Annotated in this window: 21 protein-coding genes; 10 read left to right on the top strand and 11 right to left on the bottom strand. The window is 63.9% G+C overall.

Going from position 1 to position 23,011, the window contains the following annotated elements; translation table 11 throughout:
* Position 1: 1 nt before the first annotated feature.
* The 4 genes from nirB (at position 2) to EOA16_RS05100 (ending at position 6,217) form a co-directional block, all read left to right on the top strand.
* A complete protein-coding gene (gene nirB, locus EOA16_RS05120) occupies positions 2–2,452 on the top strand; it encodes a nitrite reductase large subunit NirB (RefSeq protein WP_127256056.1) in 2,451 nt (816 codons plus the stop codon).
* Positions 2,453–2,669: 217 nt separating this feature from the next.
* Entirely contained in the window at positions 2,670–2,999 is a 330-nt protein-coding gene (nirD, locus tag EOA16_RS05110) for a nitrite reductase small subunit NirD (protein WP_127256052.1), read from the top strand.
* A 4-nt stretch (positions 3,000–3,003) separates the two neighbouring features.
* Positions 3,004–5,850, top strand: coding sequence for a nitrate reductase (locus EOA16_RS05105; RefSeq protein ID WP_127256050.1), 2,847 nt, complete (start codon positions 3,004–3,006; stop codon positions 5,848–5,850).
* Between the two features lie 100 nt (positions 5,851–5,950).
* Positions 5,951–6,217, top strand: a complete 267-nt coding sequence (locus EOA16_RS05100) for a BrnA antitoxin family protein (protein WP_127256048.1) — start codon at positions 5,951–5,953, stop codon at positions 6,215–6,217.
* Positions 6,218–6,234: 17 nt separating this feature from the next.
* On the opposite strand, the gene EOA16_RS05095 is transcribed toward EOA16_RS05100, so the two are convergent.
* From EOA16_RS05095 to EOA16_RS05055, 9 genes are all read right to left on the bottom strand, one after another.
* Positions 6,235–6,591, bottom strand: a complete 357-nt coding sequence (locus EOA16_RS05095) for a cupin domain-containing protein (RefSeq protein ID WP_127256046.1) — start codon at positions 6,589–6,591, stop codon at positions 6,235–6,237.
* 57 nt (positions 6,592–6,648) lie between these two features.
* On the bottom strand, positions 6,649–8,031 hold the full coding sequence (locus EOA16_RS05090) for an FAD-binding oxidoreductase (protein WP_127256044.1): 1,383 nt from the start codon (positions 8,029–8,031) through the stop codon (positions 6,649–6,651).
* Between the two features lie 29 nt (positions 8,032–8,060).
* The gene (locus EOA16_RS05085) at positions 8,061–9,170 is read right to left on the bottom strand and encodes an ABC transporter ATP-binding protein (protein WP_127256042.1); all 1,110 of its coding nucleotides are present in this window, start codon (positions 9,168–9,170) and stop codon (positions 8,061–8,063) included.
* Between the two features lies 1 nt (position 9,171).
* Positions 9,172–9,960, bottom strand: coding sequence for an ABC transporter permease (locus EOA16_RS05080; protein WP_127256040.1), 789 nt, complete (start codon positions 9,958–9,960; stop codon positions 9,172–9,174).
* Positions 9,957–10,865: an ABC transporter permease gene (locus EOA16_RS05075; RefSeq protein WP_127256038.1), complete on the bottom strand. Its 909-nt coding sequence runs from the start codon at positions 10,863–10,865 to the stop codon at positions 9,957–9,959. Before EOA16_RS05075 ends, EOA16_RS05080 begins: the two co-directional genes overlap by 4 nt.
* Positions 10,866–10,889: 24 nt before the next feature.
* On the bottom strand, positions 10,890–11,969 hold the full coding sequence (locus EOA16_RS05070) for an extracellular solute-binding protein (RefSeq protein WP_127256036.1): 1,080 nt from the start codon (positions 11,967–11,969) through the stop codon (positions 10,890–10,892).
* A gap of 3 nt (positions 11,970–11,972) precedes the next feature.
* On the bottom strand, positions 11,973–12,665 hold the full coding sequence (locus EOA16_RS05065; protein WP_127256034.1) for an XRE family transcriptional regulator: 693 nt from the start codon (positions 12,663–12,665) through the stop codon (positions 11,973–11,975).
* A gap of 135 nt (positions 12,666–12,800) precedes the next feature.
* Positions 12,801–13,895: an ROK family transcriptional regulator gene (locus EOA16_RS05060; RefSeq protein WP_127256228.1), complete on the bottom strand. Its 1,095-nt coding sequence runs from the start codon at positions 13,893–13,895 to the stop codon at positions 12,801–12,803.
* A 57-nt stretch (positions 13,896–13,952) separates the two neighbouring features.
* Positions 13,953–14,603, bottom strand: a complete 651-nt coding sequence (locus tag EOA16_RS05055) for an SGNH/GDSL hydrolase family protein (protein WP_127256032.1) — start codon at positions 14,601–14,603, stop codon at positions 13,953–13,955.
* Between the two features lie 345 nt (positions 14,604–14,948).
* Here EOA16_RS05055 and EOA16_RS05050 point away from each other — a divergent pair, with 345 nt between their 5' ends.
* The 5 genes from EOA16_RS05050 to EOA16_RS05030 all read left to right on the top strand — a co-directional run bounded on the left by EOA16_RS05050 (position 14,949) and on the right by EOA16_RS05030 (position 20,296).
* Positions 14,949–16,028 (top strand): substrate-binding domain-containing protein, encoded by a 1,080-nt coding sequence (locus EOA16_RS05050; protein ID WP_127256030.1) that lies wholly within the window; start codon positions 14,949–14,951, stop codon positions 16,026–16,028.
* Between the two features lie 81 nt (positions 16,029–16,109).
* Positions 16,110–17,621 (top strand): sugar ABC transporter ATP-binding protein, encoded by a 1,512-nt coding sequence (locus EOA16_RS05045; RefSeq protein ID WP_127256028.1) that lies wholly within the window; start codon positions 16,110–16,112, stop codon positions 17,619–17,621.
* A gap of 8 nt (positions 17,622–17,629) precedes the next feature.
* The gene (locus EOA16_RS05040; RefSeq protein ID WP_127256026.1) at positions 17,630–18,592 is read left to right on the top strand and encodes an ABC transporter permease; all 963 of its coding nucleotides are present in this window, start codon (positions 17,630–17,632) and stop codon (positions 18,590–18,592) included.
* Positions 18,593–18,595: 3 nt separating this feature from the next.
* A complete protein-coding gene (locus EOA16_RS05035) occupies positions 18,596–19,549 on the top strand; it encodes an ABC transporter permease (protein ID WP_127256024.1) in 954 nt (317 codons plus the stop codon).
* Positions 19,550–19,612: 63 nt separating this feature from the next.
* The gene (locus tag EOA16_RS05030) at positions 19,613–20,296 is read left to right on the top strand and encodes an SGNH/GDSL hydrolase family protein (protein WP_127256022.1); all 684 of its coding nucleotides are present in this window, start codon (positions 19,613–19,615) and stop codon (positions 20,294–20,296) included.
* 146 nt (positions 20,297–20,442) lie between these two features.
* Here EOA16_RS05030 and EOA16_RS05025 read toward each other — a convergent pair whose 3' ends face one another.
* Positions 20,443–20,796 carry a hypothetical protein gene (locus tag EOA16_RS05025; protein WP_245455855.1) on the bottom strand — a complete coding sequence of 118 codons (354 nt, stop codon included), beginning with the start codon at positions 20,794–20,796 and terminating at the stop codon, positions 20,443–20,445.
* A gap of 126 nt (positions 20,797–20,922) precedes the next feature.
* Positions 20,923–22,026: a histidinol-phosphate transaminase gene (locus EOA16_RS05020; RefSeq protein ID WP_127256020.1), complete on the bottom strand. Its 1,104-nt coding sequence runs from the start codon at positions 22,024–22,026 to the stop codon at positions 20,923–20,925.
* A gap of 130 nt (positions 22,027–22,156) precedes the next feature.
* On the opposite strand from EOA16_RS05020, the gene EOA16_RS05015 reads away from it, so the two are divergent.
* A complete protein-coding gene (locus EOA16_RS05015) occupies positions 22,157–22,930 on the top strand; it encodes a glucose 1-dehydrogenase (RefSeq protein WP_127256018.1) in 774 nt (257 codons plus the stop codon).
* The last annotated feature ends 81 nt before the right edge of the window (positions 22,931–23,011 follow it).

The raw sequence follows: 23,011 nt of genomic DNA, 5'->3' as shown, positions 1-23,011 counted from the left end.
CATGAGTGAAAGACTTGTCATCATCGGCAATGGCATGGCCCCTGGGCGCATGCTGGAGCACCTGCTGGAACAGGCTCCGGGCCGCTACACCGTCACCATCTTCAACGCCGAGCCGCGCGTCAATTACGACCGCATCATGCTGTCGCCGGTGCTGTCGGGCGAAAAGGCCTATGAGGAGATCATCATCCATGGCGACGGTTGGTACATCGCCAACAACATAACCCTCTACAAGGGCCACAAGATCGTCGCCATCGACCGGACGGCGAAGACCGTCACCTCCGACCATGGCGTCACCGAGCCCTACGACAAGCTCGTCATCGCCACCGGCTCGGTGCCGTTCATCATTCCGGTGCCCGGCCACGATCTGCCGGGCGTGCTGACCTATCGCGATCTCGACGACGTGCAGGCGATGATGCTCGCCGCGCAGTCGCGGGCCAAGGCGGTGGTCATCGGCGGCGGCCTGCTCGGGCTGGAGGCGGCGGCGGGCTTGAACGCACAAGGCATGGACGTCACCGTGCTGCATGTCATGCCGACATTGATGGAGCGCCAACTCGATCCGGCTGCCGGTTATCTGCTGCAGCGTGCAGTGGAGCAGCGCGGCATCAAGGTCATCACCAAGGCCAATACACAGGCGATCACAGGCAAGGGCAAGGTCGGGCAGGTGGAACTGGCCGACGGCACCATCATTCCGGCGACGCTGGTGGTCATGGCCGTCGGCATCAGGCCGAATTCGGCGCTGGCCAAACAGGCCGGCATCGCCGTCAACAGGGGCATCGTCGTCGATGCAGGCATGCGCAGCAACGATCCCGACATCTACGCGCTCGGCGAATGCGCCGAGGTCGACGGCCAGGTCTATGGCCTCGTCGCACCGCTCTACGAGATGGCGCGGGTTGCAGCCAGCCAGCTTGCCGGCAACGAGGCGGCGGCCTTCGTCCATATGGACACGCCGACCAAGCTCAAGGTCACCGGTATCGATCTGTTCTCGCTCGGCGACTTCGCCGAGGGTGAGGACCGCCAGGAGATCGTGCTGCGCGACGCGGCCGCTGGCGTCTACAAGCGCCTGGTGCTCAAGGACGACCGCATCATCGGCACCGTGCTCTATGGCGAGACGGCCGACGGCGCCTGGTTCAACGATCTGAAGAAGAAGCAGACCGACATATCCGAGATGCGCGATACGCTCATCTTCGGCCAATCCTACCAGGGGGGTGCTCCGCTGGACCCTATGGCGGCCGTTGCAGCCTTGCCGGATGATGCGGAAATCTGCGGCTGCAACGGCGTTTGCAAGGGAAAGATCACCGGCGCAATCACTGCCAAGGGGCTGACCTCGCTCGACGATGTGCGCGCCCACACCAAGGCCTCTGCCTCGTGCGGTTCCTGCACCGGGCTGGTCGAGAAGCTGATGGTGCTGACCATTGGCGACAAATACAATCCGGCGGCGGTGCAGCCGATGTGCGGCTGCACCACCCTCGGCCATGACGAGGTGCGCCGGCTGATCAAGGCCAAGAGCCTGAAGACTATTCCCGCTGTCATGCAGGAACTGGAGTGGACGACCTCCTGCGGCTGCGCCAAATGCCGGCCGGCGCTCAACTACTATCTCGTCTGCGATTGGCCGGACGACTATGCCGACGACTACCAGTCGCGCTTCATCAACGAGCGCGTCCATGCCAACATCCAGAAGGATGGCACCTATTCGGTGGTGCCGCGCATGTGGGGCGGCGTGACCAACGCCGCCGAACTGCGCGCCATCGCCGACGTCGTCGACAAGTTCGAGATCCCGATGGTCAAGGTCACCGGCGGCCAGCGCATCGACATGCTCGGCATCCGCAAGGAGGACCTGCCGGCGGTGTGGGCCGATCTCGGCCAGGCCGGCTTCGTCTCCGGCCATGCCTATGCCAAGGGCCTGCGCACGGTGAAGACCTGCGTCGGCTCGGACTGGTGCCGCTTCGGCACGCAGGATTCGACAGGCCTCGGCATCCGCATCGAGAAATTCATGTGGGGCTCGTGGACGCCGGCCAAGGTGAAGATGGCGGTGTCGGGCTGTCCGAGGAACTGCGCGGAGGCGACCTGCAAGGATGTCGGCGTTATCTGCGTCGACTCCGGCTACGAGATCCATTTCGCGGGGGCGGCCGGCCTCGACATCAAGGGCACCGAGGTGCTCGGCCTGGTCAGGACCGAGGATGAGGCGCTTGAGCATATCGTGGCGCTGACGCAGATGTACCGCGAGCAGGGACGCTATCTGGAGCGCATCTACAAATGGGCCAAGCGCATCGGCATCCCCGAGATCAAGCGCCAGATCATGGACGATGGCGACAAGCGCAAGGCGTTCTACGAGCGCTTCGTCTTCAGCCAGAAATTCGCCCAGGTCGACCCGTGGTCGGAACGCGTTTCCGGCAAGGACAAGCACGAATTCCGGCCGATGGCCTCGGTCGGGTTTGCGCAGGCGGCGGAGTGATGGAGATGTTTTCGCGAGCCACCCCCCTCTGGCCTGCCGGCCATCTCCCCCTCAAGGGGGGAGATGGGATGTTACACCTGCTTTCGCCAATCTCCAGTGTTGAAGAAAAGGCGCCGGGAGTGAAGCTGCCAATCTCCCCCCTTGAGGGGGAGATGTCCGGCAGGACAGAGGGGGGTGCCTTGGCGCATTCAGATCAAGCAAAGCCGAGGAATGCCCCATGAACTGGATATCGATCGGCTCCCTTTCCGACATCCCGCGCCGCGGCGCACGCTGCCTCGCCACCCCGGAAGGCAAGGTCGCGATCTTCCGCACCCAGGACGATCAGGTCTACGCTATCGATGACCAATGCCCGCACAGAGGCGGACCGCTCAGCCAGGGCATCGTGCACGGCACGGCGGTGACCTGCCCCTTGCACAATTGGGGGATTTTGCTGGAGACGGGCAAGGCGCTCGGCGCCGACGAGGGCGCCGTGCGCACCATTCCGGTGCGGGTCGAAGGCGAGCGTCTGTTCATTGCGCTGGAAGCGCTGGCCAGCCGCGCGGCCTGAACTCATGGAGATCGACGAAGCGCGCGAGGTGAGGACCACCTGCCCCTATTGCGGGGTGGGCTGCGGCGTGCTGGCGAAGGTCGCCGCGGACGGGCAGGTGTCCGTCCGCGGCGACCCCGACCACCCGGCCAATTTCGGCCGGCTCTGCTCCAAGGGCTCGGCACTGGCCGAGACCATCGACCTCGACGGCAGGCTGCTCCATCCGGAGATCCACGGCCGCCGCGCCGGCTGGGACGAAGCGCTCGACCTGGTCGCCTCGACCTTCTCGCAAACCATCGCCCAGCATGGCCCGGATGCGGTCGCCTTCTACGTCTCCGGCCAGTTGCTGACCGAGGACTATTACGTCGCCAACAAGCTGATGAAGGGCTTTGTCGGCTCCGCCAACATCGACACCAATTCGCGCCTGTGCATGGCCTCCTCGGTCGCCGGCCACCGCCGCGCCTTCGGCTCCGACACCGTGCCGGGAACCTATGACGATTTGGAGCTTGCCGACCTGATCGTGCTGGTCGGCTCCAACCTCGCCTGGTGCCATCCGGTGCTCTACCAGCGCATCGCGGCGGCCCGGGAAAAGCGGCCGGAGATGAAGATCGTGCTGGTCGATCCGCGCCGCACCATGACCGCCGACATCGCCGACATGCATCTGGCGATCGCGCCCGATGGCGACGTCGCTTTGTTTACCGGCCTGCTCGCCTATCTCGGCCAGCACAATGCGCTCGACCGTACCTACATCACGACGCACACGACCGGCTTCGGGCAAGCGCTGTTCGCGGCATCGGCGCTCGACCTGGCCGGCGTCGCCGCCGCCACGGGCCTGAGCGAGGACGAGCTTGGTCGTTTCTACAGCCTGTTTGCTGCGACGGCCAAGACAGTGACCGTCTACAGCCAGGGGGTGAACCAGTCGTCTTCGGGCACCGACAAGGTCAACGCCATTATCAACTGCCATCTCGCCACCGGCCGCATCGGCAAACCCGGCGCTGGGCCGTTCTCGGTGACAGGCCAGCCCAACGCCATGGGCGGGCGCGAGGTCGGCGGCATGGCCAACATGCTGGCCGCCCATATGGAGATCGAAAACCCAGACCATCGCGACCGTGTGCAGCGCTTCTGGAACGCGCCTGATATCGCGCAGAAGCCCGGCCTGAAGGCGGTCGAGATGTTCCAGGCGTTGGCCGACGGGCGCATCAAGGCGCTGTGGATCATGGCCACCAATCCGGTCGATTCGATGCCGGATGCCGGCGCCGTCGAAGCGGCGATCAAGGCGTGCCCGTTCGTCGTGGTGTCAGACGTCTTGGCCCAGACCGACACCGTCCGGCACGCCCATGTCCGGCTGCCCGCCGCCGCCTGGGGCGAGAAGGACGGCACCGTCACCAATTCCGAGCGCCGTATCTCACGCCAGCGCGCTTTTTTGCCCGTGCCCGGGGAGGCAAGGCCCGACTGGCGGATTGTCGCCGAGGTGGGCAAGCGGATGGGATTTGGCGAAGCGTTTTCCTATGCGTCGCCGGCGGGGGTGTTCGCCGAGCACGCCGCGCTGTCGGGGTTCGAGAATGACGGCGTGCGGGATTTCGATATTGGGGCTCATGCCGGGATCGATACGGAGGGGTATGAGGCGCTTGAGCCCTTTCAATGGCCAGCGCCGAGCCAAGACGCCCCCCTCTGGCCTGCCGACCATCTCCCCCTCAGGGGGGGAGATCGGCTGTCACTACAGCTTTCGCCAATTACCAACTTCGCAAACCAAGGGCAGTCGGCGAAGCTGCCAATCTCCCCCCTCGAGGGGGAGATGGCCGGCAGGCCAGAGGGGGGCGCTCAAGCTGGACTTAAACCAGGGGGCGAAAACACCCGCTTCTTCGCCAACGGCGATTTCTACACGCCCGACCGCAAAGCGCGCTTCATCGCCATCCGCCCGACCACGGAAGTCCGCACCAGCCCCGACTATCCGCTGATCCTCAACACCGGCCGTATCCGCGACCATTGGCACACCATGACGCGGACGGGGAAAAGCCCGCGGCTTTCGCAGCACATCGCCGAACCCTTCGTCGAAATCCACCCGGCGGATGCGCAGCGCTTTGGCATTGGCGACGCCGACATCGCACGCGTTTCCAGTCCGCGCGGCGACGTGCTGGTGCGTGCGTTGGTGACGGCGCGCCAGCGCCAGGGCAGCCTGTTTGCACCGATGCACTGGACCGATCAGTTTTCCGCCAAGGGCCGGCTCGACACGCTGACCGCGCCGCTCACCGATCCGATTTCCGGCCAGCCGGCGCTGAAACATGTCGCTGCCCGTATTGAGAAATTCACGGCAAAGGCCTTCGGCTTTGCTGTGACGCGGCAGAGACCGGCGCCTGATACTGCGGCCTACTGGGCCATGGCCAAATGCAAGGGCGGCTGGCGGGTCGAACTTGCCTTTGCCGACGACCAGATCGACTGGGCCAGCTTTGCCGGGTCGCTGTCCGGCGCGTCACCGGGCGCGGAAATGCTTGCCTATCACGACCGCGACGCCGGCCAGCATCGCATCGCCGCCTTCGACGGGGATCAACTGTCCGGGGCCTTGTTCGTCGCACCCGGCCCGGTGGCCGTGTCGCGCGGCTGGGCGGCGGAACAGTTGAGCGCCGATCATGTCGATCGGCGCGGCAGGCTGGCTATCGTGGCCGGGCGGCCGGGCGGGATCGACGTCGACCGCGGCGCCATCGTCTGCTCCTGTTTCGGCGTCGGCGCCAACCAGATCGCGGAAGCGGTGCGCGGCGGCTGCGGCAGCGTCGCGGCAATCGGTGCGGCCCTGAATGCCGGCACGAATTGCGGCTCCTGCCGCGCCGAGATCAGGGTGATCATCAACGCACAGAGTCTCCAGGCAGCCGAGTGATCGTCCTGACCAAAGGGGACCTGCGCGACGACGCTGGTTGGGCTAAGGTGGTGCAAGCTTGCAGTGTCGAGCACGAATCGTCTTCAGTCAGGGGCACCCAATGGCAAATCCTCCGCGCCGACCGACAAATCCAATGACGGCCGCCGAGGCGGCTTTCAAGCCAGTAAAGAAGCCGGCTGCCCCGGTTCGTGAGCCTTCGGCCGCTCCAGGCGTCAGGGAGCTTGTTTCGATCCGGATCGACCGCGCCGTGCTTGACCATTTCCAGGAGGACGGTCCCGGTTGGCAGGACCGCATCAACGACGCCTTGCGGCAGGTGATAGAAGGCAAGCCTGTTGTCACCGAGAGCAATCGTTCAGACGACGAGTAGCGGCTGTACCAGCCGGATCACGCCTCGAAGTGCAGGATGTAGAGCTTCCGCGTCTTCTCGTGGATCGTCCATTCGCCTTTCCAGCCTTTCGGCAGCACCAGCATTTCGCCCGGGCCGACGTCCTCGCTGCGGCCATCGGGACCATGCAGCGAGACGCGGCCCGAGACGATGTGGCAGGTTTCGGAATTGCTGTCGCGCGAGGCCGTGAAGCGGCCTGATGTGCACTCCCAAACGCCGACTTCCAGTGTGCCGTCCGGCGAGGTCCACAGCGTCTTCGACGCTTCGAGCTGATCGCCGCTGATCGAGGTCGGCTTGGGTTCGGGCTCGCCGAGATCGATCGAGGCGAGGTGGGCGAAGATCTGGAAGTCAGTCATGGCAGTCTCCGGGCAGGCACTGAAAATGCAGAAGGTTTTTGGACTTTTGCCGAAGGCTCAATGCCCGGTGATGCGGTCGGCGATCGCGGCCAGTTTCGACGTGTGCTGGAGGCCGGCTTCCTCGCGCTCGTCGGCGACGCGGTAGAGCTGATACATCGAGTGGACACCGAGCCAGCGCATCGGCTCGGGCTCCCATTTGCTGACCTTTCGGTTGACCCAGGGCAGGCGGGGCAGTTCGGTGTCGCGGCGCAGGATGAGGTCGCGCAGCGTGCGGCCTGAAAGGTTGGAGCTCGAGACGCCGAGCCCGACATAGCCGCCAGCCCAGCCGATGCCGGTTTCAAGGTCGAGGCCTGATGTCGTGCACCAGTCGCGCGGCACGCCCAGGACGCCGCACCAGGCGTGGTCGATGCGAAGCCTGGCTGTCTGCGGCAGCAGCCGGGTGAGGATGGCATGCAGGCTCTCGATGGTCGCCTGCTGCGTCTGGCCGCGCACATCCGTTTGCGATCCGTAGCGATAGGGTACGCCGCGTCCGCCCATGGTGATGCGGCCTTCCCTCGTGCGCTGGGCATAGCAATAGGCGTGCGCGGCGTCGCCCAGGAGTTCATGGCCTTGCCAGCCGATCTCGTCCCATAGCGACTGCGGCAGCGGCTCGGTGATGATCTGCGCGCTGTTGAGCGGCAGCCAGAGCCGTTCGTTGCCTGGTATGCCGGCCGTGAAGCCTTCCGTGGCGCGGATGATGATCGGCGCGCGCACCGTGCCGCGGTTCGTCATGACCTTGCCCTTCTCGATGCCGGTCACGGTGGTCTGTTCGTAGATCGGCACGCCAAGCCGTTCGACGGCTTCGGACAAGCCGCGCACCAGCTTGGCCGGCTGCACGCGCGCGGTGCCGTGGTGGATATAGCCGCCAAGCACATTTTTGATGTTGATGCGGGCCTTGGCGTCTTCTTGGCCGATCAGGCTGACGCGGTCCTGCGGCACGCTCCAACCGATCGCATCGGCATAGGCGGCCTTGATCCGTTCGAGCTGCGGCGGGTTGGTGGCGACTGTCAGATTGTCGACGCGGCGGATATCGGCATCGATGCCTTCGGCCTCGGTCACCTTGATCACTTCGTCGACCGTGCCATGCATGGCGGTTTCCATGTCGATGACGGCGCCGCGCGTCGACGTCTGCAGATATTTCTCGCGCGACCAGCTGAAGCCGCCGGACAGCCAGCCGCCATTGCGGCCCGACGCGCCGAAGCCGGCGAACTCCCGCTCGACGATGGCGATGCGGATCGATGGATCGGCCTGCTTGAGATAGTAGGCTGTCCATAGGCCGGTATAGCCGGCGCCCACGATGCAGACATCGGCTTCGAGGTCGCCCGGGAGCGGCGCGCGATAGGCCGGCAGACCGATGTCTGCATACCAGAACGAGACGTTGCCGTTGACTTTGGCGTCCATGTCTAAAATTCCTGCGGGGAAAAGAGCGATCAGGTCATCGTCATGTCGGCGCGGTCGTCGTCGGCAAGAAGTTTTGCATCGACGACCGACCAGCGCAGATCGACCGTGTCACCAATCGAGAACGGTGTGGCTTCCAGCGACGAGCGCACGATGGCGACCGAGCCGTCGCGAAGCGTCACCTGGTATTTCGAACCCGACCCCAGATAGATCGCTTCGCTGACCTCACCGGTGAGGCTGTTCTGCCCGGCAGCGGGCGGCGTGTTGGTGCCGGCAAGCGAAAGCTTTTCCGGGCGCAGCAGGACCACCGGTTTGCGGCCGCCGGCAAGCTTGCCGTTGGCCACGATCTTCTGGCCGGCGATCGTCAGGCTGGTCTCGTTTCCGGACGTCTGGGCCTCGCCGCGCAGGCTGGTCGATTCGCCGATGAACTTGGCTACGAACAAGGTCGTCGGCTCGTCGTAGAGCTGGCGGCCGGTTCCGACCTGTTCGATGCGTCCCTGGTTGAACACGGCGATGCGGTCGGACAGAACCAGGGCCTCTTCCTGGTCATGCGTGACATAGACAAAAGTGGTGCCGAGTTCGCGGTGGATGCGCTTGATTTCCAGCTGCAGCCATTCGCGCAGTTTCTTGTCGAGCGCGCCGAGCGGCTCGTCCATCAACAGCAGCGGCGGATCGAAGACGATGGCGCGCGCCAGCGCCACGCGCTGTTGCTGGCCGCCTGAGAGCTCCGAGGGATAGCGATGCGCGAAGTCGGCCATCTTGACCATGTCCAGCGCGCGTACGACGAGACGGTCGCGCGCCTGCTTGTCCATGCCGCGCAAGGTGAGGGGATAGGCGACGTTCTTGCCGACCGTCATGTGCGGAAACAGCGCGTAGTGCTGGAAGACGACGCCGATGTTGCGCTTGTGCGCCGGCAGGGCGACGATGCTTTTGCCGCCGACGGCAAGATCGCCTGATGTGAGGTCGGTGAAGCCCGCAACGACGTTGAGCGTGGTGGTCTTGCCGGAGCCGCTAGGCCCCAGCAGCGTCATGAACTCGCCCGGCTCGATATGCAGGGTGACATCGTCGAGCGCGGTGAAATTGCCGTAACGCTTTGTTGCGGCCTTGATGTCGATGGCCGCGCCACGTTCCCTCGCAGTCATCTCAACTCCTCGTCGATTTCGAGCTGATGATCAGCCCCGCGCTGATGATCAGCGTCGTGGCAATGAAGATGATGGTTCCGACGGCCGTCACCGTCGGGTCGGCGTCTCGGGTGATGCTGGTGAAGATCTGCACGGGCAAGGTCTTCAAATACGGGCTGGTGATGAACAGCGCGACGATGATTTCATCGAAGGAGGTGACGAAGGCAAACAAAAGCCCGGACAGGATGCCGGGCGCGATCAGCGGCAAGGTCACGGTGCGGAAGGCGGTGAAGCGGTCGGCGCCGAGGCTGGCCGCCGCCGTCTCCAGCCGCACGTCGAAGACTTCGAGGCTTGCCGATACGGCGATGATGACGAAAGGGATCGCCAGCATCGTGTGCGCGATGACGAAGCCGGTGGTGGTGCCGACGAGCTGGTAGTCGAGGTAGACGGCATAGATGCCGATCGCCAGCACCACGCCGGGCACGATCATCGGCGTGATCAGGATGGCGCGCAACAAGCCGGCGCCGGAATGTTTCATGCGGCTCAGGCCGAGTGCGGCCAGCGTGCCGATCAGCGTGGCGGCGACGGCGACGAGGCCCGCGACCCTGAGCGAATTGAAGAAGCTCGACAGCCAATCTGGGTTGGTGAAGAAATTCTCGTACCATTGCCAGGAGAAGCCGGAGGGCGGGAAGGCAAGCGACTTCTTCTCGTTGAACGACATCGGGATGATGACCAGCGTCGGCATCACCAGCCACACGGCGACCAGCAGGCAGAACAGGCCGAGCAGAATGCGGAACGGAGCTAGTCTCATGATCTGGACGCCTGCTTGTGGCGCTGGCGCATCAGCGGGGCGGCGAGCGCCAGAAGCACGAAGGTCGCGACCAGCAGCACGACGCCCATGGCGCCGCCGCGGCCCCAGTTGAGCAGGCTGAGCACCTGGCTCTGCACCAGCGTCGACAGCATGGTACTGCGCGGGCCGCCGAGCAGGGCTGGGGTGATGTAGAAGCCGAGCGACAGGATGAAGACGATGATGGCGCCGGCGAAGACGCCGGGCAGCGATAGCGGCAGGTAGATCTGCAGGAAGGCGCGTGCCGGGCGCGCGCCGAGGCTGCGCGCCGCCTGCACGAGGCGCAAATCGATGCCGCGCATGACCGAATAGAGCGGCAGGATCATGAACGGCAGCAGCACCTGCGCCATGCCGATGACCACGCCGGTCTGCGTGCGGATCAGCTTCACGCCGTCAAAGCCGAACAGCCTGATGACCGAATTGATGATGCCGGAATCCTGCAGCAGGATGACCCAGGCCAGGGTGCGCACCACGCCGCTGACCCAGAATGGCACCAAAACGCACAGGATGAGGACCAGCCGCAGGCGCGGCCCGACGGCCGTCATGAGATAGGCATAGGGATAGGCTGCGATCACGCAGACGATGGTGACCCAGGCGGCGATGGAAAAGGTGCGCAACAGGACGGTGACGTTCACCGGCGTGGAGAAGAACCAGACATAGTTCTGCAGGCCCCAGGCCGGGTCCGAAAAACTGCGCAGCGTGACGGTCAGCAAGGGATAGCCCATAGCCGCGATAAGCAGGAGCAGGGCCGGCATCGCCAGCAGCGATGGATAGGTGGCAAGGCGCAGGCGCGGCTGCGGCCCCTGCACGGCACCTGACGGCCGGGGATGATCACCCCCGGCCGTCGGCGTATGCGATGTCTGGCTCACGCCGTCACCTCAGTGGTAGCCGGCTCAGTTGCCGGCCATCAGCGCCGTCCACTTGTCGGACGCGGCGGCGAAGTTGGCGACCCAGAACTTGATGTTCTGCTGGTAGCCGAGCTTGGCGTGGTCCGGCGTGTTGGTCAGGAAGGCTGCGACGGATGCGTCGACCTTCGGCTGTGCCTCGTTGTTGATTGGCGAGTAGGAGGTCTGCTCGGTCAGGATTTCTTGTGATTTCTTGCCGAGATAGGCGTTGATGAGCGCGTAGGAGGCGTCGGTGTCCTTGGCGCCGACCGGGATGGTCAACTGGTCCATGACGACCAGCCAGTCCTTCCACACCGGCGTGTAGGCAGCGCCATTCTTGACCGCCGTCATGGCGCGGCCGGTCCACATGATGATCATGTCGGCCTCGCCGGATTCGGCGAGCTGCTGGGATTCTGCGCCGGTCTTCCAAAAGATGGTGTCGGGACCGATCGCCTTGATCTTGGCGATGCCCTTGTCGATGTCGGCCGGCGTCATGGCGTCGACTTTGCCGCCATCGGCCAGGATGGCCTGTTCGATCAGGCCTCCGAGCGGGCTGCCGCTGCCGTCGATGGCGCGCGTGCCGGGGAATTTCGCGGTGTCGAAGAAATCCTTCCAGTCCTTCGGCGGATTGTCCTTGTACTTGTCGTTCTTGTACATCAGGACCATGCCGTAGTTCATCGCCGGCACGCTGCACTCACCGACCTGGCCCGCCGGGATGTGCGAGATGTCGAGTTTGGTCAGGTCGAGTTTCTGGAACAGTTTTCCGCAATGCACGAAGGGCGGAAAATCGTCCGTATCGACGACATCCCAGGTCACATTGCCTGATTCCACCTGCGCCTGGAGCTTGGCGATTTCGGTCGGCCCGTCGTTCAGCAGCTTGACGCCGCTCTTGTCGACGAATTCCTTGAGGGCGGCGACCTGGCCGTCCTGGTAGATGCCACCATAGGAGACGAAGGTCAGCGTCTTGCCCTTCAGCGACCCGTCCACCACGGTCCCGGCCGGCGGTGCGTTCTGCGCGTGAGCGGCGGCCGCAAGCAAGGCCAGTGCGGCGGCGCCGACGAACCCGGCCAATCTTGATCTGCTTCCCATTTTCTAACCCTCCGATGGCTCGCTGTTTGATTTTGGCAGACCGGGCGCGAGCGTTTTCCGGGCTACATATTGGTCGAGGTCGATGGCGCCGCTTGTCGGCGGCGCAATGATCCACAGCACTTCGGCCACCGTATCGCCGACATTGATCGTCCGGTGGGGCGTCGAGGTCGAATATTCGATGCTGTCGCCCTCTTCGAGGGTGAAGCTCTCGTCGCCGAGCGTCAGTTGCACGCGTCCGCGCAGCACGAGGAACATCTCGTTTGCGTTGCCGTGCGTGTAGGGCACGTCGCCGGTCGAGCCGCCGACGGCGAACTCGCCGCAATAGACTTCCATCTCGCGGATCGGCCGGCGCGACAGCAGCGTCTTGCGGTAGCCCTCGCTGGTCGGCAGCGCCGGCCGCTCGGCGCGTGCCAGCACCGCGTGCGGCGACACTTCGCATTCGTCGAAAAGATCGGCGAGGCTGATGCCGAGCGCATTGGCAATCAGCATCAGCGTGCTGGTGTTGGCTCCCGAAAGGCCGCGCTCGAGCTGGCTCAGGAAGCTGGCGGTGGTGCCGATCATGTCGCCCAGTTGGCGCAGCGTCAGGCGCCGCGTGGTGCGATAGGCCTTGATGCGATTGCCCAACACCGTCGAGCGACGCGCTTCGGCGCTGGTCGCGGCATTGTCGTTGAGTGCGTGATCCGCAGCGATTTTCATGGCGATCTCAGGGTTCACTTAACATGCTATTAAGTGACGCCTCCTGGCAAGCGGATTCGCTCGGGTCACCTGAAAATCATCGATGGACCTGCAGCGGGGCATGATCGGCCGACCGGCAGCCCCGGTTCGGCTCGATCACTGGATCATGAAGCGCGAACTGAATGGCAGGCTTGCCGCGCCGACGGCCTTCGGGCTGATGGTGACGCGCGCCGGCAGCGCTTCGATGGCGGGGAATTCCCGGCCGATGTCGTCGCACAGGGCCTCGGCGATCTTTTGCGGGGCATAGCTGGACAGGACGACCGTCCTGAATTCGACAAACTGGGTCAGCGCTGAGATCGACGTTTTCAAGCGGTTTGAGCATTCCCCCAGCCATGTGCTGTAGGCCTCGCCCAGACCAGGCCACTCAGGGCTGCTGCTCCAGATGATTTCGGACGGTCGCCCGCGCATGGCCAGTTCGCTCTCCAGGCGCATCAGGCCGTGATCGAAGCTGGCGCTGGAGTTTCCCTTGTAGATTTGGTGGTTGAGGATGAGCCTGCTCTGCAGCCGTGCACCGAGATAGAAGAACAGATAGTCGTTGAGCGGCTTTGCGACGCCGAACATGCTCTCGCCGCCGGCTGCCGCGGTGATGTCGTTCTGCACGAAAACCGGCAGCTTGATCTGTTCCTCGATCTCAGCCTGCAAGGCCTTCAGCGAGGTGCTCGATCCGTTGCGGGTTGCAGCCATCGTGTCGACATCGTCGGGGACGGCCAGCCCGATGCCGGCGACCCGGCTGCGCGCCTCGACCGGCAGGCTGGTCATGGCTTGCCTGATCGCACCCAGCAGATCGCCGCTTTGCGGAAAGGGATTGGCTTCATCCGCCGGCAACTGCATGTGGAAGCGCACGGTGCCGATGAAATCGATGAGCGCGATGTCGATCCTGCGCCGGCTGAAGCCGACGCCAACCGCATAGGCGCCCTCCGGGTTGAGTGAAAGCGGGATGGTGGGCGGCCCGACGCGGCCGCGCTGCGCCTCGCCCTGCGAGACCAGGCCTTCCTGTTCCAGCGAGCGGACGATGACCGAGGCCGTCTGCGCCGACAGGCCGGTCTTCTCGCCGATTTCCATCCGCGAAATGCCTTCGTTCTGAAGCAGCAGCGAGAGCACCAGCCGCTCATTGTAGCTGCGCACGCTCAATGCATTCAGCCCGCTCGCACGATCGGCGATGCGCAAGGGGTTGGGTGGCGCGAATCTCATGTCAGGCAAGGGTCGCCCCGTCGGTAAGAGCGCGTTGCCTGGCGGCGCTATGGTCGCTCATGTCGAGCGGCTCCAGCCGATGGCGTCGACCGCGCGGGCAAGTGCGGTGCCCAGCAATCTGTGCGCCTCGGCATCGATGTGAAAGCCGTCCGCTTCGCTGCAGGACACCACCGAGCCGGCATCGAAAAAATGCAGTTCGAGCGAGTCCGCCAGGACCTCGAACTCGAGCGCCAGCAGGCGCGATTTCTCCGGCGCGCCGGCAAAGATCGACTTCCATTCCTTGACGTCGTCCTGCATCGGCGGCGGCGCCACGATCATGATCTCGGGCGTCGAGCCGCCCGGCCCGGGCGCCAGCTCCTTGATGTCGTAGACGAGGCAGCCTATGCCCATGGCCACTTCCGACGGCGGTTTGTTGAAGCGGATCTTCAGGTCGTTGGTGCCGAGCATGATGATGACGAGGTCGAGCGTCGCATGGCTCTGCAGGCATGGGCGAAGATAGGTTCGGCCGTTCTTGTGTGCGCCCTCGATCGGGTCGTCGTGGACGGTGGTCCGGCCGCTCAATCCCTCCTCGATGACATACCAGTCGGGACCTAGCTGAGAACGCAATATGCCCGGCCAGCGCTCATCTGGACCATAGCGCTCGAGCGGCCCCCTGCCGGGGATCTGGCCGTGCGTGTTGGAGTCGCCGTAGCACAAGACTGATCGCATGTTTTTCCCGCCGGGACTGACAGCGCGCCGATGCCGGCGAGCGCCATTCATGATGGATAGCGGAGCGGTGAAAGGCAAGCAAGGGAATAGTCATTCAACATGACTAACTATTGACAGGGCGAATCCGCTGTGCTTCTAAAGTGGCCGGAGGAGTTCTCAACCGTCATCGTCGTCCAGCCTGTGTTGGGGCCTCGCCACGCATGTGGTCGGGGGCGGGAGAATTGCGTGCATCGGTCGGTTTGCGACGACGAGCATGCATTGGGAGAGCGTCTCGCGGCCCGTACGCATTCGTACCTCCGGCCATACGAATTCGTAGGCCGGGGCAACCACAAGGAGGAGAGTTCAATGTTAGGATTGCTGAAAACCGTCGGTCTGGGAGTGCTCGTCGCATCAGCGCTCGCCGTTACGTCCCTGGCGCATGCGGAAGACGTCAAGCTGATGGACGGCGTCGCGCCGCGCCCCGACGACACGCGCATGACCGCGGCCGGCGCGTTCAAGAAGGATCCGCCCTGGATCATCGGCATGAGCGACTTCGGCGTCAACGCAAACACCTGGACGGTGCAGGTGGCGCATGAGGCGGAGAACGCCGCGGCCAAGGACAAGCGCATCTCGAAATTCATCCTGCTCGATGCCGGCTTCGACCAGAAGAAACAGGTGGCCGACATCGAGGACCTGATCGCACAGCATGTCGACGCGATCATCGTTCAGCCGGTGACCAGCACGTCGGCGAATGCCAGCATTGCCAAGGCGGTCGCCGCCGGCATCCCGGTCATCCTTCACACCGGCCGCATCGATTCCGACGCCTACACCACAGAAATCCAGGGCGGCGCCGAGCATTTCGGCAAGGTGATGGGCGACTGGCTGGTGAAGACCGTCGGCGACAACGGCAAGATCTGGGTCCTGCGTGGCCTTGCCGGCCATCCGGAAGACACCAACCGCTACAACGGCCTGCTGGAATCGCTCAAGGGCACGCATGTGCAGATCATCGCCGAGGAGCATGGCGACTGGCAGTACGACAAGGCCAAGAAGCTGTGCGAGACGCTCTACCTGAACAATCCGCAGGTCGACGGCATCTGGTCGTCCGGCGCTGACATGACGCGCGCCTGCGTCGATGTCTTCAAGCAGTTCGGTACGCCCATTCCGCCGATTTCGGGCGAGGGCAACAATGGCTATTTCGGCCAGTGGATCACGGACGGCTTCAAGTCGATCTCGCCGGAATACAGCCCCGCCCAGGGCGCTGCCGGCGTGCGCGCCGCTGTCGCTTTGCTCCAGGGTCAGCAGCTCTACAAGCGCTATGTCTACAATCCCGACGGATGGGACCAGGACAAGGCCAAAAAATACTATCGCGACGACCTGACCGCCAACGTCTGGTGGCCGAGCGAACTGCCCGAGGACAAGCTCAAGGAATATTACGGCAAGAAGTGACGGCGCCGTGGCTGGCGGGGAGTGGACAAGCATTCCCCGCAGGCCGTTCCATCTGTTGAATCCGGTTCGTTCGAGGGCTTCGTGACCAATCTTATCGAGATGTCCCACATTTCGAAGGCGTTCGGAGGGAGCAAGGCGCTCCATTCCGTTTCCCTCGATCTCAAGGCGGGCAGTGTTCACGCCCTGATGGGGGAGAACGGCGCCGGCAAATCGACGTTGATGAAGATCCTGGCGGGCGTGCATCAGCCCGATTCCGGCGAGATCTTCATGAACGGGGAGAAGCTCGATCTGAAATCGCCGCGCGCCGCGCTCGATGCCGGCATTTCGACCGTTTTCCAGGAGCATTCGCTGCTGCCCAATCTGTCGATCGCCGAGAACATGTTTCTCGGCCGGGAGCCGACGACCCGGTTCGGCTCGATCGACTATCCCGCGATGTACAGCCAGACCGCCAGGGCGCTTGGCGAACTCGGACTCGCGCTCGACCCGTCGCAGCTCGTTTCCAACCTGACCATAGCCGAGCGGCAATTCGTCGAGATCGCGCACTGCATCCAGGCCGACGCCGGCGTGCTCATCCTCGACGAGCCGACGGCGGCGCTCAACGCGGCCGATGTCGATGTGCTCAACCGCAACATCCGCCGCCTGCGCGATAAGGGAAAGGCCATCGTCTACATCTCGCATCGCATGGAGGAGATCTTCGAGCTGTGCGACACGGTGACGGTGCTGAAGGACGGCGCATTGGTCGGTACCAGGATGGTGTCCGAAATCACCACCGACGAACTCATCGCCATGATGGTCGGACGCGAACTCCAGGACCTTTTTCCCGATCGTACGGGCGACAAGGGCGACGAGATCCTGCGCGTCGAGAACCTCAGGATCACCGAGACTTCGCGGCCGCTGGCGCTGACATTGCACAAGGGCGAGATCGTCGCCCTGGCCGGGCTGGAAGGGCAGGGCCAGCAGCGCTTCCTGAGATCGCTGATCGGCCGCTACCATCCTTTTGCCGGGACGATTTCCATCAACGGCAAGGCGCTGAAGATGCCGCTCCCGGCATCATCAGGCGTTCGCCATTTGCAGCGGCTGAAGGTCGGCTTCGTTCCCGAGGACCGCAAGGAAGAGGGGCTCTTTCTCGCTTTGCCGATCGCCCACAACATCGCCATCGGATTGCATTCGAGGCGACCCGAACTTGCGCCGGCGCGGCCGTATCGAAACGTCATCGCCCGCATGATGGAGGTCATGAACATAAAGGCGGCAGGGCCATCGGCTGCGGTCGGCTCGCTGTCGGGCGGCAACCAGCAAAAGGTCCTGCTCGGCCGCTATCTCGCCGCAGATCTCGACCTTCTGCTGGTGGAGGAGCCGACCCGCGGCGTCGACATCGGCGCCAAGTCCGAGATCTATCATCTGCTGCGCGACTTCACCCGCAAGGGTGGCGCCGCGCTGGTGCTGTCGCGCGAGACGATTGAATTGATCGGCCTATGCGACCGCATCTACGTCGTCCACCAGGACACTATCGTTGCCGAAATGCCGGCAGTGCAGGCGACCGAGCACAAAATCCTCGACGCGGCCCTGACGGGCGGCTCCGCGCGCCAGCATTAGGGGCCTCCATGCATCGTTCGCTTTTCAACATCCTGAGTGGCCGGAATACGCGGCAGGGCCTGTGGGGCCTGCCGCTGCTGGTCGCCTTGCTCATTTCGCTGTGGCTGACCGTCGAGACGACACAGTTCGCCACGGCTGAAAACCTCTTCAACCTGGTTGCCCAGGCGATGCCGCTGATCATCGCGGCCATCGGACAGCTCGTCGTCGTGCTCATCGGCGGGCTCGATCTATCGGTCGGCTCGGTCATCAGCTTCACCACCGCGGTGCTGGCGCTCGACCAGCCGGCGATCGTGTTGATCCCGGCGGTCTTCGTGCTAGCGGCACTCATCGGGCTGATCAACGGCCTGGCGATCACCCGCTTCAACGTCCATCCGATCATCGCGACGCTGTCGACGCAGTACATCGTGCTCGGCATCACGCGCATCTTGCGGCCCGTCTCCGGCGGCACGGTGCCGGAGATCGTCATCGATGCCGTCTCGGGCAGTTTCCTCGGCATTCCCTATCCGGTTTTCTGGGGCATCATCGTGATCCTGGCAGCGTGGAAACTGCTCTACGGATCCCGGTACGGGCTGCATCTGTTTGCGATCGGCGGCGGCATCTCGTCCGGCGCCGAGAGTGCTGCCCGCAACTTCGGCGTCTCCGACCGCCGCAACATCATCCTCGCCTATGTGGTCTGTTCCTGTTTCGCGGCCGTTGCCGGCGTCTTCCTGGCCGGGCGCATCGTGTCGGGCGATCCGAATGTCGGGCTGCTTTTCGAACTCGACACCGTCACCGCCGTCGCCCTTGGAGGCACCCAGCTCTCCGGCGGCATAGGCAGCCTGCACGGCACGGTGATCGGCGCGCTGGTCATGGCGCTGCTGGCCAATGGCATGAACCTCGCCAACGTCTCGCCCTTTGTCCAGACGGCGATCAAGGGCGGCATCCTGCTGGCGGTGGTCGGGCTGCAATCCCGCAAGAAGATGGGGCTCTGAAAGATGGCTGCCGTTCTCGCAAATCCGATCGCCCGGCGCCTGCTGCGCATACCGCCGTCCTATTTCGTCTTTCTCGTGCTGCTGGCGACGCTGTGGATCGCGCGGCCGAACATGCTCAACCTCAACATCATGGGTATCTTCGTCAGGCAGATCGTCCCGCTCGGCATTCTGGTGCTGGGGCAGCTTGTCGTCATGCGGGTGAAGTCGATCGACCTCTCCGGCGGCGGCATCATCCTGCTCATCAACTATTTCATCTCGTCGGGCACTTTCCCCGGCGCGTCGATGCCTTTCTTCGTCGTGCTGGCGCTCGCCACCGGCCTCGTCATCGGCCTGTTCAACGGCTTCATGATAGGGAGCCGGCGCGTGTCGGCGGTCATCGTCACGCTGGCGGTCAGCATCATCCTGGTCGGGCTGGTGCAGTTCCTGTCCAGCGGCAATCCGCCCGGCGATGTGCCGAAGCTGTTCAACGACCTCTACAACACGAAATTCCTGTCGGTTCCGACGCCGGTGCTGTTCTGGGTCCTGCTGACCGCTTTGGTGTGGCTGCTTCTGTCGCGGACCGTCTTTGGCCGCTACGTCGCCTCGGTCGGGGAGAATGCCGAAGCCGCGCATTTTTCCGGCGTTCCGGTCCAGCGCACGGTCATCCTGGCGCATACGCTGGCCGGCCTGATCGCGGCGATCGCGGCCCTGGTGCAGACCGGTTCGATCGCCGTCGGCAGCGTTCGTGTCGGTCTCGACCTGCCGATCCTGGCGGTCGCGGCAACGATCCTCGGCGGCGTCGTCTTCGGTCGTGGCGACGGCGGCGTCTGGGGGCCTTTCTTCGGGGCGCTGTGCTTTGCGTTGCTGTTCGTGGTGATGACGGTGCTCGGCATCGACGAGCCCGGCAAGCTCATCGCGCAGGGCGTCATCATTCTCGGCGCGGCGATCTTCTACGGAGTGCGCGTGCGAAACTCCTGACTTGAGACGGCGAAAGCAGGCGCGCCAGCGTTCAGACAATTGCAAACAGATGGAGAAACATGGATGTCACCGCCAAAAAACATCATGTGCTACGGCGACTCGCTGACCTGGGGCTGGGTTCCGGTCAAGGAGGGGTCGCCGACCTACCGCTACCCCTATGACCAGCGCTGGACCGGTGTGATGGCGGCGGCGCTGGGGGAGGGGTACCACATCATCGAGGAAGGCCTGAGCGCGCGCACGACCTGTCTCGACGACCCCAACGATCCGCGCCTGAACGGCGCCAATTACCTGCCGTCGGCCATCGCCAGCCATCTGCCGCTGGACCTGGTCATCGTCATGCTCGGCACCAACGACACCAAGTCTTATTTCCGCCGGACGCCTTATGAGATCGCCAATGGAATGGCGAAGTTGGTCGGGCAGATCTTGACCAGTGCCGGCGGCATCGGCACCCCTTATCCGGCCCCCAAGGCGTTGGTCATTGCGCCGCCGCCGCTGACCCCGATGCCCGATCCGTGGTTCGAGGGCATGTTCGGCGGCGGGCACGAAAAATCCAGGGATCTTGCCAGGCAGTACAAGGCGATGGCGGATTTTATGAAGATCGATTTCCTCAATGCCGGCGATTACCTCACCACGGACGGTGTCGACGGAATTCATTTCACCGCCGCAAACAACGCGGATCTGGGACGCGCGGTGGCCGGCAAGGTCAAGTCGATCCTCGAGCCGGGCCAGGTCAGCACCGCCGCCTAAATCCGCCACGCCCGTAGGCTTGCGGCACACAGGCCCACGGCGCAGGTGTATCGCAGGTTCCTCCGGCGATACACATCGATGCGGGGCCGAACGATGCGTTTGGCCCCGTATTGATGTGGCCAAGCCTCCGGCGGATGTGCATCGATCTAGGGCTTTGGCCCCAGAGGAATATCATCGGCGGACGCTTTGGTTTGGCGATCGAAAACGACCGCCAGCCCGTTCTTGACGGCAAGCGAGGCGACCATGTTGTCGAGTTCGCGATCGGGAATGGCAGGTTTGAGGACGTGCCGGATGGCCTGATAGGCCTGCTCGGTCGACACATAGTCGTAGCGCTTTTTGCGCGCTTCCACATACTGCTCGATGAGAATGCCCAATCGGCGGGCGGCGATGTCATCTGTTTGCTGCAAGGGAGGCTCCTCAAGCTTCGATCGTTTGCAGACCCCAAAGATGTAGAAACCCACGCTACGAAAGTTAAGGCCTGCGGTCGGCTTGAAGCTCAAAAAAATCCACTGCCTTCGTTGGACCAACCACGCCGCAGAGTGACTGGGGTGTCCGGACTGGTACAGCGCAGCCGCAAGGGGCAGGTCATTGGTCAGTCCGTCCCGAATCCCGACCAAAGCGTGTATTCACAACAGCTCCGACAGAGCGGCCATGAAGTGGTCGTTCTCCGAAGCCGAACCGATGCTGACGCGCACATAGGTGTTGAAGCCTTGCTGCTTCCACGGTTTGACGATGACGCCTTGGCGCAGCAGGCTCTCGACGATGACGGAAGCATCTTGCCGGCAGTTGAAGAACAGGAAATTGCCCCTGGAGGCGGCGACGTCGAGGCCCTTGCTCCTGAGGAAAGTCTCGACACGTGCTCTCTCCGCCGTGGCCAGCGCAACGACCCTGGCAAGATGATCCTCATCGGCCAATGCCGCCAGTGCGGCGGCCTGGGCCATGGCGTTGGCGTTGAAAGGTGTGCGGACACGGTCGAGCAGCGCGCGCAGTTCCGGGTCGCCGACAATGCCGAAGCCGATCCGCAATCCGGCCAGGCCGAATGCCTTGGAAAAGGTCCGTAGCACGATCCATGGCCGGTCGCATCGGCTTAGGTAAGGCGGGGACGACGTATAGTCGTCGCCCACGGCATATTCGGCATAGGCTTCATCGATGACGATCAGCGTCTCGTCGCTCGTCGCATCCAGAACCCTCGACAGATCGCCGCCGGAGAGCCAACTGCCGACCGGGTTCATCGGGTTCGAGAACAGCAGCATGCGCGGCCGTTCGCGCACCGCCTCGACCAGCGCATCGACATTGATGGTGAGATCGTCGTTGACGACAACGCGCTTGACGGTCGCCCCCATCAGCGTCGCGTAGTCCTCATGCAGCGGGAACGACGGATAGAGCGTGACGACGGCGTCGCCCGGCCGCAACACGGCACGGCTGATGATGGAGAGAAGGTCTTCGGAACCGTTGCCCAGGATAATCTGGTCCTCGGTGACGGCATATTTGTCGCCGATCGCCTGGCGCAGCTTGCGCCCGGCAGGGTCCGGATAGAGGCGGAACATTTCGGAGCCGGCATGCATCATCGTGGCAAGGGTCGGGCTGGGTCCGAGCGGATTTTCGTTCGAGCCCAGTTTGGCGATCCTGGCCGGCGCGTATCGTTGTTGCACCTCGTCAATGGTCAGCCCCGAATTGTAAGGCGACAGGCGGTTGACTTCGGTGCGGACCATATCCGAGGCTTTCGACACGGGCGGGCTCCTCTGCGGTGGATTCCGTCATCCGTACCGTAGCTGAGATAGTTTGTATATGCTTGTATATGTAACCTGATCTGGTAGTCTCGACGTTGAAGCGGAAATCGACACCGGCAAGGAGGATCACATGCGCAATGCTTCTCTCTTCGATCTCTCCGGCAGGAAGGCGCTTGTCACCGGCGCAAGCCGGGGCATCGGACGCAGCATCGCCGAAGCGCTGAGTGCTGCCGGCGCCGACGTCGCGGTCACGGCGCGCAGCCTGGCCTCATTGCAGGACACAACGACGGCCATCCGCGCCGCCGGCGGGGTGGCGCACGCCGTTGCCCTCGACGTCACCGATGTCGGCCGCTGCCGCGCAGCCACCGACGAGGCGGCCGGCCTGCTTGGCGGCCTCGACATTCTCGTCAACAATGCCGGGATGGAGGAAGTCCGGGCCTCGCTCGACGTCGACGAGGCGCTGTGGGACAGGATCGTCGACACCAATCTGAAGGGAGCGTTCTTCTGTGCCCAGGCCGCCGCGCGGCAGATGCGGGACGCCGGCCGTCCTGGTGCCATCATCAATCTGTGCTCGCTGACATCCGAAGTCGGAATCCCCACCGCGGTGCCGTATGGCTCGTCGAAGTCGGGCCTGCTCGGCATGACGCGGGCGCTGGCGGCGGAGTGGGCGGAGCTTGGCATAAGGGTCAACGCCATCGCGCCGGGCTATTTCAGGACCGCGATGACTGACGTTTTCTACAGCAACGAGGCATGGCAGCAGTCGATGCTGGCCAAGATCCCGCAGCGCCGTTTCGGCGATCTCTCCGATCTGCACGGCATCGCGGTGTTCCTCGCTTCGGATGCGGCGACCTACATAACCGGCCAGTCCATTCCAGTCGATGGCGGCTTTCTCGCCTCGATCTGATGACGCGGTTTGTCTCCGCAGTTTCGACGGGAAGGACGATGGAAAAATTGCTGGCGACCATCATACATACATGTATATACT

The sequence above is a fragment of the Mesorhizobium sp. M7A.F.Ca.US.008.03.1.1 genome, from assembly GCF_003997495.1.
Taxonomy (GTDB): domain Bacteria; phylum Pseudomonadota; class Alphaproteobacteria; order Rhizobiales; family Rhizobiaceae; genus Mesorhizobium.
The sequence above is the reverse complement of the archived record's forward strand: the minus strand, read 5'-3'. Positions and strand labels throughout refer to the sequence as shown.

Bases quoted from the DNA above. Each gene is read 5' to 3' on its own strand.
- nirB (WP_127256056.1), top strand. From the start codon at position 2: ATGAGTGAAAGACTTGTCATCATCGGCAATGGCATGGCCCCTGGGCGC.
- nirD (WP_127256052.1), top strand. From the start codon at position 2,670: ATGAACTGGATATCGATCGGCTCCCTTTCCGACATCCCGCGCCGCGGC.
- EOA16_RS05105 (WP_127256050.1), top strand. From the start codon at position 3,004: ATGGAGATCGACGAAGCGCGCGAGGTGAGGACCACCTGCCCCTATTGC.
- EOA16_RS05100 (WP_127256048.1), top strand. From the start codon at position 5,951: ATGGCAAATCCTCCGCGCCGACCGACAAATCCAATGACGGCCGCCGAG.
- EOA16_RS05095 (WP_127256046.1), bottom strand. From the start codon at position 6,591: ATGACTGACTTCCAGATCTTCGCCCACCTCGCCTCGATCGATCTCGGC.
- EOA16_RS05090 (WP_127256044.1), bottom strand. From the start codon at position 8,031: ATGGACGCCAAAGTCAACGGCAACGTCTCGTTCTGGTATGCAGACATC.
- EOA16_RS05085 (WP_127256042.1), bottom strand. From the start codon at position 9,170: ATGACTGCGAGGGAACGTGGCGCGGCCATCGACATCAAGGCCGCAACA.
- EOA16_RS05080 (WP_127256040.1), bottom strand. From the start codon at position 9,960: ATGAGACTAGCTCCGTTCCGCATTCTGCTCGGCCTGTTCTGCCTGCTG.
- EOA16_RS05070 (WP_127256036.1), bottom strand. From the start codon at position 11,969: ATGGGAAGCAGATCAAGATTGGCCGGGTTCGTCGGCGCCGCCGCACTG.
- EOA16_RS05065 (WP_127256034.1), bottom strand. From the start codon at position 12,665: ATGAAAATCGCTGCGGATCACGCACTCAACGACAATGCCGCGACCAGC.
- EOA16_RS05060 (WP_127256228.1), bottom strand. From the start codon at position 13,895: ATGAGATTCGCGCCACCCAACCCCTTGCGCATCGCCGATCGTGCGAGC.
- EOA16_RS05055 (WP_127256032.1), bottom strand. From the start codon at position 14,603: ATGCGATCAGTCTTGTGCTACGGCGACTCCAACACGCACGGCCAGATC.
- EOA16_RS05050 (WP_127256030.1), top strand. From the start codon at position 14,949: ATGTTAGGATTGCTGAAAACCGTCGGTCTGGGAGTGCTCGTCGCATCA.
- EOA16_RS05040 (WP_127256026.1), top strand. From the start codon at position 17,630: ATGCATCGTTCGCTTTTCAACATCCTGAGTGGCCGGAATACGCGGCAG.
- EOA16_RS05035 (WP_127256024.1), top strand. From the start codon at position 18,596: ATGGCTGCCGTTCTCGCAAATCCGATCGCCCGGCGCCTGCTGCGCATA.
- EOA16_RS05030 (WP_127256022.1), top strand. From the start codon at position 19,613: ATGTCACCGCCAAAAAACATCATGTGCTACGGCGACTCGCTGACCTGG.
- EOA16_RS05015 (WP_127256018.1), top strand. From the start codon at position 22,157: ATGCGCAATGCTTCTCTCTTCGATCTCTCCGGCAGGAAGGCGCTTGTC.